This window comes from Clostridium sp., from assembly GCF_022482905.1.
GTDB lineage: Bacteria > Bacillota > Clostridia > Clostridiales > Clostridiaceae > Clostridium_B.
The window spans coordinates 266,678-283,665 of the sequence record NZ_JAKVOI010000001.1; the positions used below are offsets into that span (position 1 = coordinate 266,678).

Annotated in this window: 17 protein-coding genes and 1 riboswitch; all 17 genes read left to right on the forward strand. The window is 39.1% G+C overall.

Features of this window, described 5'->3' with window-relative positions; translation table 11 throughout:
• The first annotated feature begins 62 nt into the window (after positions 1 to 62).
• The 17 genes from LKE46_RS01425 (at position 63) to cbiT (ending at position 16,986) form a co-directional block, all read left to right on the forward strand.
• Positions 63 to 1,508, forward strand: coding sequence for a PLP-dependent aminotransferase family protein (locus LKE46_RS01425; RefSeq protein WP_291717723.1), 1,446 nt, complete (start codon positions 63 to 65; stop codon positions 1,506 to 1,508).
• A gap of 11 nt (positions 1,509 to 1,519) precedes the next feature.
• Positions 1,520 to 2,074, forward strand: coding sequence for an NUDIX domain-containing protein (locus LKE46_RS01430; protein ID WP_291717725.1), 555 nt, complete (start codon positions 1,520 to 1,522; stop codon positions 2,072 to 2,074).
• 137 nt (positions 2,075 to 2,211) lie between these two features.
• Positions 2,212 to 3,012, forward strand: a complete 801-nt coding sequence (locus LKE46_RS01435) for an energy-coupling factor transporter transmembrane component T family protein (protein ID WP_291717727.1) — start codon at positions 2,212 to 2,214, stop codon at positions 3,010 to 3,012.
• A 14-nt stretch (positions 3,013 to 3,026) separates the two neighbouring features.
• The gene (locus tag LKE46_RS01440) at positions 3,027 to 3,752 is read left to right on the forward strand and encodes an energy-coupling factor ABC transporter ATP-binding protein (RefSeq protein ID WP_291717729.1); all 726 of its coding nucleotides are present in this window, start codon (positions 3,027 to 3,029) and stop codon (positions 3,750 to 3,752) included.
• A gap of 56 nt (positions 3,753 to 3,808) precedes the next feature.
• Positions 3,809 to 3,986, forward strand: a riboswitch (cobalamin riboswitch).
• 116 nt (positions 3,987 to 4,102) lie between these two features.
• Positions 4,103 to 5,548, forward strand: coding sequence for a cobyric acid synthase (locus tag LKE46_RS01445; protein ID WP_291717731.1), 1,446 nt, complete (start codon positions 4,103 to 4,105; stop codon positions 5,546 to 5,548).
• A gap of 18 nt (positions 5,549 to 5,566) precedes the next feature.
• Positions 5,567 to 6,547: an adenosylcobinamide-phosphate synthase CbiB gene (gene cbiB, locus LKE46_RS01450; RefSeq protein ID WP_291717733.1), complete on the forward strand. Its 981-nt coding sequence runs from the start codon at positions 5,567 to 5,569 to the stop codon at positions 6,545 to 6,547.
• Between the two features lie 5 nt (positions 6,548 to 6,552).
• On the forward strand, positions 6,553 to 7,653 hold the full coding sequence (locus tag LKE46_RS01455; RefSeq protein ID WP_291725512.1) for a pyridoxal phosphate-dependent aminotransferase: 1,101 nt from the start codon (positions 6,553 to 6,555) through the stop codon (positions 7,651 to 7,653).
• Between the two features lie 19 nt (positions 7,654 to 7,672).
• Positions 7,673 to 8,281 carry an NAD(P)-dependent oxidoreductase gene (locus LKE46_RS01460; RefSeq protein WP_291717735.1) on the forward strand — a complete coding sequence of 203 codons (609 nt, stop codon included), beginning with the start codon at positions 7,673 to 7,675 and terminating at the stop codon, positions 8,279 to 8,281.
• Between the two features lie 15 nt (positions 8,282 to 8,296).
• Positions 8,297 to 9,169 carry a hydroxymethylbilane synthase gene (gene hemC, locus LKE46_RS01465; RefSeq protein ID WP_291717737.1) on the forward strand — a complete coding sequence of 291 codons (873 nt, stop codon included), beginning with the start codon at positions 8,297 to 8,299 and terminating at the stop codon, positions 9,167 to 9,169.
• A gap of 5 nt (positions 9,170 to 9,174) precedes the next feature.
• Positions 9,175 to 10,647, forward strand: a complete 1,473-nt coding sequence (gene cobA, locus LKE46_RS01470) for a uroporphyrinogen-III C-methyltransferase (protein ID WP_291717739.1) — start codon at positions 9,175 to 9,177, stop codon at positions 10,645 to 10,647.
• A gap of 1 nt (position 10,648) precedes the next feature.
• Positions 10,649 to 11,620: a porphobilinogen synthase gene (gene hemB, locus LKE46_RS01475; RefSeq protein ID WP_291717741.1), complete on the forward strand. Its 972-nt coding sequence runs from the start codon at positions 10,649 to 10,651 to the stop codon at positions 11,618 to 11,620.
• A gap of 10 nt (positions 11,621 to 11,630) precedes the next feature.
• Positions 11,631 to 12,968 carry a cobyrinate a,c-diamide synthase gene (locus LKE46_RS01480; RefSeq protein ID WP_291717744.1) on the forward strand — a complete coding sequence of 446 codons (1,338 nt, stop codon included), beginning with the start codon at positions 11,631 to 11,633 and terminating at the stop codon, positions 12,966 to 12,968.
• A 1-nt stretch (position 12,969) separates the two neighbouring features.
• Entirely contained in the window at positions 12,970 to 14,061 is a 1,092-nt protein-coding gene (gene cobT / locus LKE46_RS01485) for a nicotinate-nucleotide--dimethylbenzimidazole phosphoribosyltransferase (RefSeq protein ID WP_291717746.1), read from the forward strand.
• Positions 14,058 to 14,684: a precorrin-8X methylmutase gene (locus LKE46_RS01490; RefSeq protein ID WP_291717748.1), complete on the forward strand. Its 627-nt coding sequence runs from the start codon at positions 14,058 to 14,060 to the stop codon at positions 14,682 to 14,684. Before cobT ends, LKE46_RS01490 begins: the two co-directional genes overlap by 4 nt.
• A gap of 9 nt (positions 14,685 to 14,693) precedes the next feature.
• On the forward strand, positions 14,694 to 15,797 hold the full coding sequence (gene cbiD, locus LKE46_RS01495) for a cobalt-precorrin-5B (C(1))-methyltransferase CbiD (protein WP_291717750.1): 1,104 nt from the start codon (positions 14,694 to 14,696) through the stop codon (positions 15,795 to 15,797).
• Complete coding sequence (cbiE, locus tag LKE46_RS01500) at positions 15,794 to 16,432, forward strand: precorrin-6y C5,15-methyltransferase (decarboxylating) subunit CbiE (RefSeq protein ID WP_291717752.1); 639 nt, start codon at positions 15,794 to 15,796, stop codon at positions 16,430 to 16,432. Before cbiD ends, cbiE begins: the two co-directional genes overlap by 4 nt.
• Entirely contained in the window at positions 16,423 to 16,986 is a 564-nt protein-coding gene (cbiT, locus tag LKE46_RS01505) for a precorrin-6Y C5,15-methyltransferase (decarboxylating) subunit CbiT (RefSeq protein ID WP_291717753.1), read from the forward strand. Before cbiE ends, cbiT begins: the two co-directional genes overlap by 10 nt.
• Positions 16,987 to 16,988 lie beyond the last annotated feature (2 nt).

A 16,988-nucleotide genomic window follows, 5' to 3' on the forward strand; every position in this document is an offset into this window, starting at 1 on the left:
TACATCATCTTTATTTATATGTGGATTTATGTAAAAATATATATAGAGGTGAATTCACGGTTATGTTTTTTGATATGGAAATTGATGATAAAAGTCCTGTTTACATACAGATAAAGAATTATATAAAGAATATGATACTTAGAGGGATGGTGGCTTCAGGCGAAAAACTCCCATCCACAAGGGAAATGTCCTCAAGGCTGAAGGTCAGCAGGAATACAGTTATTTGCGCCTATGATTTTCTGAAGGATGAAGGACTAATATACATGAAAAAGGGCAGGGGAGCCTTTGTAGCCGATGTAAAAGTAAATTTTCAGGGCAGATGGAATGTGGACTGGGAAAAACGCATAAACAGCTATGCCAGAAAGTCGGAAGAACTGGATATAATCAAGAGCGAGATAAAATGGGAAAAGGGTATGATATCATTTAAAAGCATAGCCCCCGATGACAGATTATTTGATGTGGACAATTTCAAAAAGTCATTTCTGAACTGCATATCAAGGGAAGGTGGAAGGATATTGAACTACGGGTATGCACAGGGATACAGACCGCTTATTGAATATCTTTTGAAGTACATGGAGAATAAAGGCATAGACGTGTCCCAAAAAGACATACTGGTGACAAATGGATTTACGGAGGGATTTGACATTGTACTGTCATGTCTTGCAGAGGAAGGTGACAGTATATTATGTGAAAATCCGACACACAATACAGCTATAAAGATTATGAAATTGCATAAATTAAATATAACGGGCATAAAAATGAACAAGGATGGAGCAGACCTTGACAATCTGGAAAAAAATCTCGGGAGTGATAAATTCAAGATGGCTTATTTAATACCTTCTTATCATAATCCTACGGGAATAGTCATGCCTCCGGATAAGAGGGCAAAGTTATATAATATTTTCAAAAAATATGATGTTCCCATAATTGAGGATGGCTTCAATGAGGAATTGAGATATTTGAGTGACCATGTATCGCCGATTGCCGCACTGGGCGGAAGTGGAAATAGTGTAATTTATATAGGTAGTTTTTCGAAAATACTTTTTCCGGGATTGAGGATAGGATGGATACTTGCAGACAGGGAACTTGTAGGATATCTTGAAAGTGCAAAAAGAAGCAGGAACATACACACCTCTTTTCTGGATCAGGCTGTATTCTACGATTATCTTAAAGAGGGAAATTTTGAAAAGTATATCAAAAAAGCACGAAAATTTTATAAGGACAAATATGAATTGGCTATAAGACTTGCAAAAAAATATATTCCTTATGATAAAATATATGGAGAGGGAGGACTGCATATATTTTTGAAAATTGAAAATGTGGACTCGCGGCAGCTCCTGGAAAGGTGCTGCAGACGTCAGGTAATATTTACTCCGGGAGATCTGTTCTATGTTGATGACGAAGGCAAGAATACATTCAGACTTGGATTTTCGAGAACTAGTGATGAGGATATAGAAAGAGGATTCAGGATAATAGGAGAAGAGGTCAAAAAAATAAAATCTATTTAGGAGGAATATTTGTGAGAATATTAGGCAAGAAGATGCTGTATAAGGGAAACTGGATATCCTTGAATGAGATAACCTACAGGGGGAAAAACGAGGAAAGATTCAAGTGGGAAAGTGTAGAGAGGACCAATTTTGTAAATACCGTAGTAATGGTGGCAAGGCTGGTTCCATCTGGCAGATATATACTTATAAAGCAGTACAGGCCGGTTATAGACAATTATGTAATTGGATTCCCGGCAGGACTTATGGAAGATGAGGATATAGAAAAAAATGCCCTTAGAGAATTGAAGGAAGAAACCGGCTATACGGGAGAAGTAAAATCAATAAGTCCAATGCTGTACTCAAATGCAGCCCTCCTTTCGGATACGGTAAGGCTGGTAAATGTGGATATAGATGAAAAGCTGCCTGAAAATATAAAACCAAAACAGGAACTGGAGGAAACTGAAGATATAGAAGTAATACTGGTTGAAAAAGACAGGATATCGGATTTTGTACTGGAGCAGCAGAAAAAAGGATTGGCAATTGGACTGGGATGCTGGTATGTATTCTGCGGACTTAAAAGAGACTAGACAGATGGACAGGTCAATGATAAAGGGTTTAATTATAATGTGCAGTATAATAAGTGCCTGTGGAATCATAGTGGTAATAATTGTATTGGTTACATTGTTCTCAGACAAAAAGTAAATAATAAAATTCTGGATGGAAGGTGTTGCATTTGAAAGACTGGCTTGTTAAGAAGGACAACTATGCGGCCGAAAATGACTCTGACGGATTTATAGATAAAAGTATATTTTCCATTTTAAAGGTGCTTTCGCTGATAAAGAGAAGAGATAAGTTGAAAACCGGATTTATGTACAGGATAAATCCGGCAGCAAAACTTGTGCTTATGTTTTTAAATATAATATTTCTGTCGCTTTCACGAAACCCACTATATATTGCGGCAGTAGACATATATTTTCTGCTGCTGCTGAGTTTTCTGGATGCAGAGGAAATAAAAAGTATATTTGCTTTGAGTCTTATAATGCCTCTGTTTACTTTCATAATGCTTATACCCTCGATGTTGATGGGAAATATGCTAAACAGCATTATGCTCATATTCAAGATATTTGGGACAATAATGATTGTAAACATTTTTTCCCGCACTACAAAATGGAGTCATGTCACAAGGTCACTTAAGGTATTTTTTATACCGGACATATTTATTCTTGTATTTGATATAACCTTGAAATACATCTACATACTGGGCCAATTTGCACTGGACATGTTCTATTCTCTCAAGCTCAAATCAATAGGGAAAAACAACAGCAAGTATTCAGTTGTAAGTGGAATAATGGGAGGACTGTTTTTAAAGTCAAATGAGATGGGGGCTGAAATGTATTCTGCCATGGAATGCAGGGGCTTTACAGGAGAATACATTTGCTTTTCAAAATTCAAATTTACCTTTTCAGACTTTCTTTACTGTGCGGGAAGTATGTTGATTATGATATTGTATTTTTACATGAGATAAAGGAGCAGCTTATTATGATAGAAATTAAAAATGTATGTTTTAGGTATGGAGACAGGGAAGTAATCAAAGATGCAAACATAAATATCCAGGAAGGCGAATCTGTGGCCCTCATAGGAGCCAATGGGAGTGGAAAGTCCACATTTTTGAAGCTGTTGAATGGCATAATATTTCCAGACAGCGGCAGCTACTATTTTGACAATGTAAACATATCCAAAAAGCAGATGGAAAACGGCAGGTATTCCAGAACGTTTCACAAAAAAATAGGATTCGTGTTCCAGAATTCAGATGCCCAGCTCTTCTGTCCTACAGTCTACGAAGAAGTTGCCTTCGGGCCGAGGCAGATGGGCATGGATGAAGTGAAAGTCAAGGAAAGGGTTGAAGACTGTCTTGAGCTCATGAACATAGCCGGACTTAAACACAGACAGCCCTACAATTTAAGCGGTGGGGAAAAGAAGAGGGCTGCAATAGCTTCCGTTCTTGCACTCAATCCTGATGTACTGACCCTTGATGAACCGATGAACGGTATAGATCCCAAAGGAAAGAGATTCTTGAGAGAACTTTTTATGGAACTGAACCAGGCGGGAAAAACTATAATATGTTCCACACATGATTTTGAATACATAGATGGAGTTTTCAAAAGGGCCGTTGTATTTTCCGAGGACCACAAGATAGTAAGAGATGATACATATGAAAGTGTGATAAATGACGACAGGTTTCTTATGGAAAATAATATAAAGTAAAAATTTTGGATATGTTGACATGATACAGATGTTGTAATATACTCGTCTTATAAAAAAGAATATGAATGATTTCAGGTGCCTTGTTCAAGGTGAAAAGGGAATGCGGTTGGATTCCGCAGCAGCCCCCGCTACTGTAATTGATGACAAGTCCTTATTATGCCACTTTTAATTGAGGAAGGCTGAGGATGTGTATGATTCATAAGTCAGGAGACCTGCCTGATATTTATTTCAAGCAAACTTTCGGAGGGAGAGTTCTTTATAATATTGTGCGGATGTATCTCATCTTTATAATAGGAGCAGAAACTGATTTTAAAGTTTGCTGTTCTTATTTTGTTTTTAGGAGGATTGTTATGGCCAAGATCATGATTCAGGGAACGGGATCATCGGTAGGAAAGAGTATAATTGTTACGGCTCTCTGCAGAATATTCAAGCAGGACGGCTTTAGTGTATGCCCGTTCAAATCGCAGAATATGTCACTGAATTCCTATATAACTCTTGACGGGAGGGAAATGGGAAGGGCACAGGTACTGCAGGCCTATGCATGTGGACTGGAACCGGAAGCGTATATGAATCCCATACTTTTGAAGCCCACTTCAGACAAAAAGAGCCAGATAGTTGTGAATGGGGAGGTATACTGCAACGCAACAGCGGTAGAGTATCAGGACATGAAATTGAATTTCAGGGATATGCTTGAATCTCAATTTTCAGATATTGAGAAGAAGTTTGACATAATTGTCATGGAAGGAGCGGGAAGCCCTGCAGAGATAAATCTGAGGGAACGGGATATTGTAAATATGGGAATGGCTGAAATCGCAGATGCATCTGTAATTCTCACAGGTGACATAGACAGAGGTGGAGTATTTGCATCCCTTGCAGGTACCATGCTGCTTTTAAAAGAAAATGAAAGGTCCAGAGTAAAGGCTACTGTAATAAACAAGTTCAGGGGTGATGTAGACATACTAAGACCCGGAATTGACATGCTTCAGGATATAATAAAAATACCATGTGTGGGAGTAGTCCCATACTTCAATTTGAATCTGGAGGATGAGGACAGTGCCATTTCCTTCAATAAATATAATACGGCAGCAATAGATATAGCAGTTGTGAAACTTCCGCATATATCCAATTTTACTGATATGGATGCCTTCAAGAATGAAGATGACGTATCTGTAAGATTTATTTCATCACCAGGTGAATTCGGAAATCCGGATATACTTATTGTGCCGGGAAGTAAAAATACAATAGACGACTTGATAAAATTGAGAGAATCAGGTCTTGAGCATTCCATAAAGGATTACAGCAAAAGAGGAATTGTAATTGGAATCTGCGGAGGATACCAGATGCTGGGAAATTCAGTAAAAGACCCATATGGTGTTGAAAGCAGTGCAGGAGAAACAAGAGGGATGGAACTCCTGGATATAGATACTATACTCGAGGGAAAAAAGGTAACCACCAGGGTTGATGCCAGAAGAGGAGATATTCATGTATATGGATATGAAATACACATGGGAGTCTGCAAATATGGAGACAATACAAGGCCGTTGTTCAGGATGGAAAATAAAAATGACGGAGCTGTAAGTCAAACAGGAAACGTAATGGGTACATATATTCATGGAGTATTTGATTCGGCGGATTTCAGGCAGTACATACTGAATAGGATACGGGAAAAGAAGGGGATCTCTCCAAAAAAATCATTGGATTACAGAGATTATAGAAACAGCCAGCTTGACAGACTTGCGGACATAGTCAGAAAAAACATGGATATAAAAGCCGTATATGATATTATGGGAATTTGACAGTTGGAGGAGTATTTTATGGAGTTGTCTTTGATACAGTTCAATTTTATAGATGTTGTTATTGCTGTAATCCTGGATTGGATAATAGGTGATCCACTGTGGTTTCCCCATCCTGTAGTATTTATGGGAAAGCTCATAGGCTTTCTTGAGAACAGGGCAAGAGCAAAGTGCATTACAAACAGAGGTATGAAATATTTTGGCGGGTTTATAGTGCTTGTTCTAGTATCGTCAAGTTTTCTCTTACCTTTTGTAATTCTCTTTATTTTTAGGAACAATGTTATTCTCTTCAATCTCATAAATATACTTTTCCTGTGTACCTGCCTTTCTGCAAGATGTCTTGATAAAGAGGCAAGCAAGGTGTATACTTCCCTTAAATATTCAGGTATAGAAGATGCGCGAAAAAAATTGTCCGGCATAGTCGGAAGGGATACAAAAAATCTGGATGAAGGACAGGTGACGAGGGCGGCTGTTGAAACCGTAGCTGAAAATACATCGGATGGAGTAGTTGCACCGCTTTTTTACGGCATTATTTTTGGTTCGCCCCTTTCCATGGCGTATAAAGCTGTGAACACAATGGATTCCATGCTGGGCTATATGAATGAAAATTATAGATACATAGGATTTTTCCCTGCAAAGGTGGATGACTTTTTTAATTTGATACCTGCAAGACTTACAGGCTTTTTAATGTGCATCATGTCCCCGCTTGTTGGAGGGAACATTTTGGATACCTTTAAAATAATGCTGCGTGACAGGAAAAACCACAAAAGCCCGAATTGTGCATATCCTGAAGCTGCAGCTGCCGGAGTCATGGGAGTACAGCTGGGAGGTACAAATGTATATTTTGGAGAAGTATTTTACAAGCCCCGTATTGGGGATAAGAGGAGAGAGCTCAATGCCGATCACATAAAGGGTGTCATAAGGCTCATGTATTTTTCCGAAATGGGTGCTGTCCTGATTGCTGCTGCAATCTATACAATTTTGATGGGATGTGTTGGGTAATGGATTTGGAACATGGTGGGGATATATACACGGAGGGGATTTTCAAAGGAAGGAAATTACTTGATTTCAGCTCCAATATAAATCCTTTGGGTGTACCTGCGAGCTTCAAAGAAAATATAGAGGAAGCTGTGAAACTTGCAGATGTATATCCAGATATAAAGTATAGAAAATTGAAGGAAAATATAAAAGATTATCTTGAAAGCTATGATTCCTGTTTCAGCAAGTGCGGGTGTGGAACTGTCGGGGAAAATTTACGGGACAGAATAAGTATAGTTCCTGGAAACGGGGCTTCGGAAATACTGGATCTTGCCCTTGGTCATTTTAAAAGTGTTTGTATAGTAGTACCTTCTTTTATAGAATACGAAAAGAGTGCATTGAAATGGAATTGTAATATAGTTTATTCAAGACTGAAGCCGGATATGAATTTTGACTATGAGGACATTAAAAAGAAGATTAGAAATGTTGATTCTCTCATAATAGGAAATCCAAACAATCCTAATGGGCAGATCATAGACAAGAAAAGATTTTACAGTATAGTGGAGTATTGTGAAAAAAATGGAAAGACTATAATTATAGATGAGGCTTTTATTGAGTTTGCAGGTGATTCACGGTACAGCTTTTTAAATGAAACTGGAAAATACAGATGTATTCTCATAGTCAGGGCGCTTACAAAGTTTTTTGCACTTCCTGGTGTAAGGTTTGGTTACGGTATTTCCTCAGACAGTAATTTGGTGATTGATATTGAAAAAGGCCAGAATCCATGGAATATAAACTGTTTTGCGGAAATTGCAGCAAAGTATGTACTTAGAGACAGTGAGTATATTGGCAGATCACTTGAATGGATAGCTTCGGAAAGAAAATTCATGAAAGAGAATCTTGAGAGGGCAGGTATAATTGAAAAAGTATATGATACATTTTCAAATTTTGTACTGTGCAGATTATCCAGTGGTGTAAATTCAGCTTGTGTATATGAGATGTGTCTAAAAGAAGGTGCTGTCATAAGGAAATGCGAAAATTACAGGGGACTGGGTGAAAACTACATAAGACTTGCCATAAAAGACAGGCATAAAAATGAAAAGATGCTTCACATAATAGAGAATTTATAAATGAGGGAGTGCAGTTGAGTTGATTGAAAAACAGTTCGTTACGCTTCTGTCCGAAAAAATTAATGTGCTTATAGTAGGTGGAGGAAGGGCTGCAGCTATAAAGCTGAAAACTTTTATACGAGGTAAATGCAATGTTATGGTTGTAGCACCGGCTTTTTCAGATTATTTCAAGAAGTTCGGCAGCAGTTTGAAACTGAATATAATATGTGGAGAATATGATAAGAAATATATATACGATAGACATATTGTAGTAATTGCTACAGATGATTCTAAATTGAATTCAGCTATAAGACGGGATTGTGAAGATTTATTCAAATTGTATATAGATGTCTCAAATCCGCCTATGGGGAATTGCATTATGCCCTGCCAGAGAAATACCCAAAATATATACTTTGGAGTAAATACTGAAGGTATATCCCCTCTCACATCTGTTTTTATAGCTGATATCATGAAAAAGAATATTTCCAGGTATGATGATTTTGTAGATTTTGCATCAGGCGTTAGAAACAGCCTTCCCGATGGTGTTGAGAGAAGGAAGATAATGAGCTTCATATGCTCGGAGGATTTCTATTTTTTCTACAGAAAGAACAAAGCACGCATTATAATAGACATGTTTTACAAAAATTAACGGAGTGATGATATTTTGAAATACAGGATTGCAACTAGAAAAAGCAGGCTTGCACAGATGCAGGCGGATATAGTAATAAGGCTTCTCATGGAAAAATGCGGTGCCTCGGGCAGGAAAGTTCTCATGGAAACTACAGGTGACAGGAGACTTGACATTGTATTGAATAAGATAGGTGGGAAGGGCCTTTTTATAAAGGAGATAGAGAGGGCACTTCTTGAAGGAAGGTCAGATGCTGCAGTTCACAGCATGAAGGATGTGCCCTTTGACGTGTCCCATGAGTTTGAAATGGCGGCGGTCTGCGAAAGGGAAGATGTAAGGGATGTTTTTGTGTCAAATTCAGGAGCCCATTTTGAAGATTTAAGACCGGGTTCCAAAATTGGTACCAGCAGCATGAGAAGGTCGGAACAGATTAAAAAGCTTAGAGGGGATTTATGTATAGTTCCAATAAGAGGAAATGTGCAGACGAGAATAAAAAAGATGAAGGAAGAAAATCTTCAGGGTATAATTCTTGCATCTGCCGGAGTTAAAAGGCTTGGACTTGATGATATTATAACGGATTATTTTAGTGTAGAGGATATTGTTCCAGCCATAGGCCAGGGTGCACTGGGAGTTGAGATAAAAAGAGAATACAGTGATGCGTATGTCTTCAGAAAAATAGATGACAGGGAAACAAGAATATGTGTTGAAGCGGAGAGAAGCTTTATGAGAACTCTGAATGGAGACTGTCACTCTGCCATAGGAGCTTATGCAAGAATTGAAGGCAAATGCATGGACATCATAGGAATGTATGAGATTGAGGATAGAGTTTTAAAGAGTCATATAAGCGGCAGCAAATCAGATTATATGGAACTTGGAAGGAAACTTGCATTGAATATGCTGGGGGAGTGATAAAAGTGAAAAAAGGCAAGGTGTATATAATAGGGGCAGGTCCAGGAAACGAGGAGCTTCTGACTTTGAAAGCAGTAAAAAAGTTGAAGGAGTGCAATCTGGTCATGTATGACAGGCTTGCAGGAGCAGGTGTATTGAACTATTTAAATGAAGACTGCCGGATATACTACTGTGGAAAAGAACCGGGCTGTCATTACAGGAAACAGGAAGAAATAAATGAAATGCTTGTAAAGTTTGCAGAGGAAGGATATATAGTTGGACGAATCAAAGGCGGTGATCCCTACATATTTGGAAGAGGAGGGGAAGAAGTACTGGCTCTTTCCAGAGAAAAAATTGATTTTGAAGTCATACCGGGGATAACTTCTTTTATATCCGTATTGAATTATGCAGGCATACCTGTCACACATAGAAATGTGGCACAGAGTTTTCATGTATTTACGGGGAAGGCCGCTGAGAATCTTCATATAGACTGGAGGGCTGCAGCGGCTGTGGGGGGGACACTTGTATTTATGATGGCATTTTCCAGCCTCGGCGAAATAGCAAATAGATTGATTGAGAATGGAATGAATGAAAACACTGTCTGTGCGGTTGTAATGGAAGGCACTACAGCCAGGCAGAGAAAGGTAATTTCCAATCTAAAAGAAGTATATCATGATGCCTTGGAGGCAGAACTTCATTCACCCTGCATTTTTGTAGTTGGAGAAGTGGTGAAATTCAGCAGTACATTCAGCTGGTACGAGGAAAAACCGCTTTTCGGCAGGAATATATGTATTACAAGATCAAAATCGCAGTCCGGGGAAATGAAAGGCAAACTCATGGATCTTGGCGCACAGGTTACCGAGATACATTCCATTAGAATAAAATCCACAAATGACAACATGGTTGAATATATAGACAGACTGCCTCTCTATGATTATATAGTATTTACAAGTGTAAATGGAGTAAACAGTTTTTTTGAACTGCTTTTGAGAAAAAATTATGATGTAAGGAATATAAAAGCTGTATTTGCCGCCATCGGGCCTGCTACGGAAAGAGAAATAAGAAGAAGGGGAATCATACCTGAAATAGTTGCCGAAAAATTTGTAGCAGAGAGATTATATGACAAATTAAAAAATTTTATAAGTCCGGGAAACAGAATCTTTCTGCCCCGTTCCAAAAATTCAAGACCATATTTATCACAGGTGCTCAAAAAATATGGATGCGCTGTCGATGAATGTTCTGTTTATGAAACGCTCTGTGGAGATCTCAATGATCCTCACTGTTTTGATGATGTGGATACGGTTGTATTTACAAGCCCCACTACCGTAAGAAATATGATGGAGCTTGTAGGTATTGAAGCCATAAGGGAGAAGTATATTATAGCCATAGGCCCCATAACGGGAAAGGAACTTAAGAAAAACAATCTAAAATATACGATGTCAGAGACCTACACTGAAGATGGAATTATAAAAAAGCTGAGAGAAAAGAGGAGAATGTGAAATGTTTAGAAGACATAGAAGGCTGAGAAAAAATGCTGTTATAAGAGATATGGTAAGGGAAACAGTACTTGATAAAAATGACTTCATATACCCCATATTTGTTGTTGAAGGTGAAAATGTAAAGAAGGAGATACCGTCACTTTACAACAACTATCACTATTCCATAGACAGACTGGATGAGATAGTATCTGATATGCATAGTGCAGGGGTGAAAAGTGTAATACTCTTTGGAATTCCGGACCACAAGGATGAAGTAGGATCTTCAGCCTATGATAAGGATGGAATAATACAGAGGGCAATAAGAAAATTGAGGGAGCTGGATTCCGAACTCTTCATAATCACGGATGTATGCATGTGCGAATATACGGATCATGGTCACTGCGGAATAGTACACAATCACGAGGTGGATAATGATGAAACAATAAAGTATATAGCGAAGACAGCTCTTTCCCATGCAGAAGCAGGAGCTGACATGGTAGCTCCTTCAGATATGATGGACGGCAGGGTACAGGAGATAAGAAAGGCTCTGGATGAAAATGGATATAAGGATGTATCAATAATGGCCTACAGTGCAAAATACTGTTCTGCCTTCTATGGGCCATTCAGAGATGCGGCAGATTCCGCCCCTAAGTTCGGAAACAGGAGAGGATATCAGATGGATCCCGGTAACATAAGGGAAGCCATGCTTGAGATAGAGGACGATATAAAGGAGGGAGCGGATATAATAATGGTAAAACCTGCACTCCCGTATCTCGACGTTATAAGATGGGCCAGGGACAGGTTTGATGTTCCCGTTGCAGCCTATAATGTAAGTGGAGAATTTGCAATGGTAAAAGCTGCTGCAAAGGAAGGGCTGATAGATGAAAAGGCAGTGGCAAAGGAAATGCTTACCTCCATAAAGAGGTCGGGTGCCAAAATGATAATTACCTATTATGCACTGGATATATGCAGATGGCTTGAAGAGGACAGATAGAGGGTACACTATGAAAAGTATAATAATATCTTCAGACAGCAGCGGCAGCGGCAAGACTACGGTGACTCTCGGACTCATGGGCGCTCTTGTAAAATCGGGATTTAAGATCCAGGGGTACAAGGTGGGACCTGATTATATAGATACCGCTTTTCACGAGAAGGTTACAGGAAGTGAATCCAGAAATCTGGATATCTTTCTTATGGGGGAAGACGGAGTAAGGGATTCCTATATGAGGGGAAAAGGTGATCTTGGAATAGTAGAGGGGGCCATGGGAATATATGATGGAAAGGGAATTGACACTGCATATTCAACTTATCATGTGTCCAGGGTACTCAATCTTCCAATTATACTTGCCATGAGCCCAAAGGGGGCAAGTACCACGATCTGTGCACAGATAAATGGGATTGCAGAATTTGGCCCTGCCAGTATAGCCGGTGTTATATTCAACAGTATAACGGAAAGTTATTATAGACTTCTTAAAGCAGCAGTGGAAAAAAACTGCGCACTTCAGGTATTTGGATATATACCCAAGGATGATAGGATATCCCTTGAAAGCAGACATCTCGGACTGGTTCAGAGTATAGAAATTGACAATCTTGATGAAAAACTTGATATATTGAGTGAACTTGTACTTAAAAATGTTGATATAGAAAAGCTTCTGAGATGCTTCAAAGAAGTAAATTATAAGAATGATGGCTTTCATTTGAGTTCTCTTGGATTAAAAATTGCAGTAGCATGTGACAAAGCTTTTCAATTTTATTACAAGGAAAATCTGGAACTTCTTGAGGAGGCGGGGAGGCTTGTGTTTTTCAGTCCCATAAAGGACAAAAAATTGCCGGATGACATTGATTTTCTATACATAGGTGGGGGGTATCCAGAAGTGTTTGCAGCTGAACTGTCCCAGAATAAAAGTATGCTGCTGGATATAAGAAAAAAGCTTGATTCAGGACTCAGGTGCTATGCGGAATGCGGCGGACTCATGTACCTTATGGATGCATTGCAGGGGACAGGAGGAGAAATATTAGACACCGTCGGCTTTTTTCACGGAAAAGCTTTTATGACGCACAGGCTCCAGAATTTTGGATATGCGACTATAGAAGTAGCTGAGGATAATTCAATATTAAAAAGAGGAATGAAAATGAACTGTCATGAATTCCATAGATCCCGTATTGAATCACAGGAAGATAAAATATACGAGGTTACAAAGCAGAGGTATGATGGAAGTATCAAGCGGTGGAAATGTGGATATTTAAAAAAGAACGTACTGGCTTCCTATGCACATATTCATTTTTTTACAAATATGAAGTTCATAACAAGCTTGTTGAATATCAAACACATGGAGGTATAATATGAAATTATTGAAGAATACTTTAAGCAGTATAAATGGCAGAGATGAGGAAGAAGTAAAAAGTGCATGGAAAAGAATCGACAATTTGACAAAACCAATAGGCAGTCTTGGAGAACTTGAAGAGATAAGTGCAAAAGTGGCAGGTATCAGAGGAAATTTTCCGGATAAAATAAAGAAAAAAAATATAGTTATAATGTGTTCCGACAATGGGGTGTGGGAGGAAGGCATAGGCAGCTGCAATCAGGATCTTACGGTAAGCGTGACCAATAATTTTACAAGGGGCATTACGGGTGTATGCATACTTTCTGATTTTTACGGTTCAGACAGGACTGTAGTGGATATAGGCATAAAGGTTGATATGGACAATCCGCAGGTTATAAACAGGAAGATAAATTATGGGACAAGAAATATGGCAAAAGAAGCTGCCATGACAAGGGAAGAAGCAGTAAGAGCCATAGAGGTGGGAATTGAAATGGTAGACCAACTGGCAGAAAAAGGGTATGACCTTTTGGGAACCGGGGAAATGGGTGTATGCAATACCGCCACAAGTTCTGCAGTACTCAGTGTCCTTTCAGGTATTTCTCCGAATATTGTAGTAGGCAGGGGATCTGGAATAACGGATGAGCAGCTTTCCCGTAAACTGGAGGCGGTAAAAAGGGCCATAGATATAAATAAACCTGACCCTGATGATGTAATAGATGTACTCTCAAAGGTTGGTGGATTTGATATATGCGGACTATGCGGATGCTTTCTCGGAGCGGCAAAAAACAGGATACCCATAGTAATTGACGGACTTATATCTTCGGTTGCTGCACTGTGTGCTGCAAGATTGAAAAGCTGTGCCAGGGACTTCATGTTTCCATCACATCTTTCCGCAGAACCTGGAGCAGGCTATGTCATGAAGGAACTGGGACTTACACCCATGCTGAATTTGAATATGAGGCTTGGAGAAGGGTCAGGATGTCCTCTTGCCTTCAGTATAATAGAGGCTTCAATTTATGCCATGAACAATATGGTGGACTTTGAAGACTCGAGAATAGATAGAGGACAGCTTGTAGATATAAGGGAGAAGAAGGGCGGCTGCAATTTATGAAGGATTATGTAAAAGTGCCTATGGATATTGAGAAGAAAAGCTTTGAGATAATAGGAAGAGAAATGGGATCACACAGCTTCTCGGAAAATGAACTCTCCATAGTAAAGAGAGTTATACATACCACTGCAGATTTTAAATACAAGGATATACTTTATATAAGACATAATGCCATAGATAAGGCCCTGGATCTTTTGAGTTCGGGTACCATGATCTATACGGATACCAACATGGCACTGGCGGGAATAAACAAGAATGCACTTGAAAAATTGAACTGCAGTGCTGAATGTTTTGTGGGTAGAGCTGATGTGGCATCAGCTGCGAAAGAAAAGGGGATAACCCGATCCATGGCAGCAGTTGAAATGGCGGCACGTCAGGGAGTGGAGTTCTTTGTATTCGGAAATGCACCTACTGCACTTTTTACTTTGAAGGAACTCACCATGAAAAATATAGCCCATCCCAAATTCATAGTAGGTGTTCCTGTAGGTTTTGTAGGTGCAGAGGATGCAAAACGCGAGATAGAGGAGCTGGATATCCCAATGATAACCGTAAGGGGGAGAAAGGGAGGAAGCAATGTGGCGGCAGCTATAGTCAATGCTCTTATGTATATTATAACACGCCGGTGAGGTGAGCGTATGTTTGATATGTATGTGGACTGTGATGGAAAAAAGTTGAGATGCGGATATACTACAGGCTCCTGTGCGGCAGCAGCGGCAAAAGCTGCTGTAAGCATGCTTTATTTCAATCACTGTTCGGATGAAACAAGAATTGATACTCCAAAGGGAATAGAGCTTCTGATACCTGTGTGCAAGGTAAACAAGAGGGAAAATTATGTTGAATGCTGTGTTATAAAAGATGCAGGTGATGATCCCGATATAACCGACGGCATTGAAATATGGGCACGGGCAGTCAGGTTAAAGAAAGGATATAAGCTGAAAGGCGGAATTGGAGTTGGAGTTGTTCAGGGAGAGGGATTATATGTGAAGGTGGGCGAGCCCGCCATAAATCCTGTTCCGAGAAAAATGATCGAGAAGGAAGTAAAGGAAATACTGCCGGAAAATTCAGGAGTTGAAATAACTGTATTTGTTCCAGAGGGAGAGAAAATAGCCGGAAGCACCTTCAATCCCAGATTGAATATAATAGGGGGGATATCAATACTTGGAACAACTGGAATAGTCACGCCCATGTCTGAGGAGGCACTTGTAGAGTCCATAGAAATTGATATAAACCAGAAGGTTGCAAATGGATACAGGGATGTAATACTGCTTTTTGGAGATATGGGCAGGGATATGGCACATGCACTGAAGCTGGATGAAAATAGGATGGTTATAATGTCGAACTATGTTGGAAAGGCACTTACAATATGCATGAACAAAGGAGTAAAGCACGTTGTGATTGTGGGACATATAGGCAAAATGTGCAAAATAGCGTCGGGGTGTTTCAATACCCACAGCAGGGTATGTGATGCGAGACTTGAGACCATGGCACTGGAGCTTGCACTTATGGGGAGAAGTGCTGAACTTGTCAGGAAAGTATACGACCAGAAGACTACTGAAGGTGCAGTCAACCTCCTGGGAGACGGATATGGGGAACTGTATTCGAGGATAGGTGAAAAAATATCTCAAAAAATATATGAATACACCCATAATGCGGTTGGTGCGGACATCATAATGTATTCCATGAAACGGGGGATACTGTATGATTCTATGAATAAACATGGAAGGAATGTTGTGAAATGAGCAGGGTTTTTATAGTGGGAATTGGTCCCGGAAGCAGGGATTATATAATCCACGAGGCAGTTGATACCATGAGAAGATCAGATGTGATTCTGGGCTTTGAAAGGGCCATAGACAGTTTGAAGTTCATTGATACACCTAAAGTAAAGGTTGGAAAACTCAATGATATAATTGACATTATAAATTCAAAGAAGTATGGAACTGTTTCAGTTGCAGCATCGGGAGATCCGCTATTTTATGGAATAACCGGATATATCGAGAAAAATTACAGTGGAGATATAGAGGTTGTACCTGGTATAAGTTCCTTCCAGTACATGATGTCAAAATTGAAAAAGAACTGGCAGGGTGCCTATCTTGGAAGTGTACACGGCAAAGATGATGACATTTTGAAAGCTGCCGCTTCAACTGGAATTTCAATATGGCTTACAGATAAAAACAATTCTCCGGACAGGATATGCAGTGTTCTAGCTGAAAATAATATGAGATGTATGGTATATGTAGGGGAAAATCTTTCATATGGTGACGAAAGCATAATATATGGTACACCGGACAAGTTAAAAAACATGAAATTCGGTGTATTGTCAGTTGTAGTAATAGAAAATCTGGATATCAGGGAGGGTTTTCAACCATGTATATAAAGGATGAAGATTTTATAAGAGGAAATTGTCCCATGACCAAGGAAGAAATCAGGACGATAAGTATTTCCAAACTGGATATAAAGCCTGAATCCAGAATGCTGGACATAGGTGCAGGTACAGGATCTGTAAGTATTCAGATGGCTAAATTGTGCTTTAATGGTGAAGTCATTGCAGTAGAAAAAAATCCGGAAGCACTGGAATTGATACATAAAAACATGGAGAAATTTCACACATATAATCTTAATATTTTACATGGAGAAGCATTGGAGGCTGAAAAACATGTTGAACCTTATTTTGACGGCATATTTGTAGGGGGAAGCGGTGGAAATATAAAAGAGATAATAAAATGTTATGGAAACAAATTAAAGTACAATGGAAAGATGGTGCTTAATTTTATAACCCTTAAAAATCTCAACAGTGCTGTTGAAATGCTTGAATCCATGGATTACGATCTGGAATGTATACAGATTTCTGTAAACAGAATACATGGTAAAAGTCTTATGATATCCTCAAACAACAGTATATTTATCGTGACTGCATCAAAAATCAATTGATA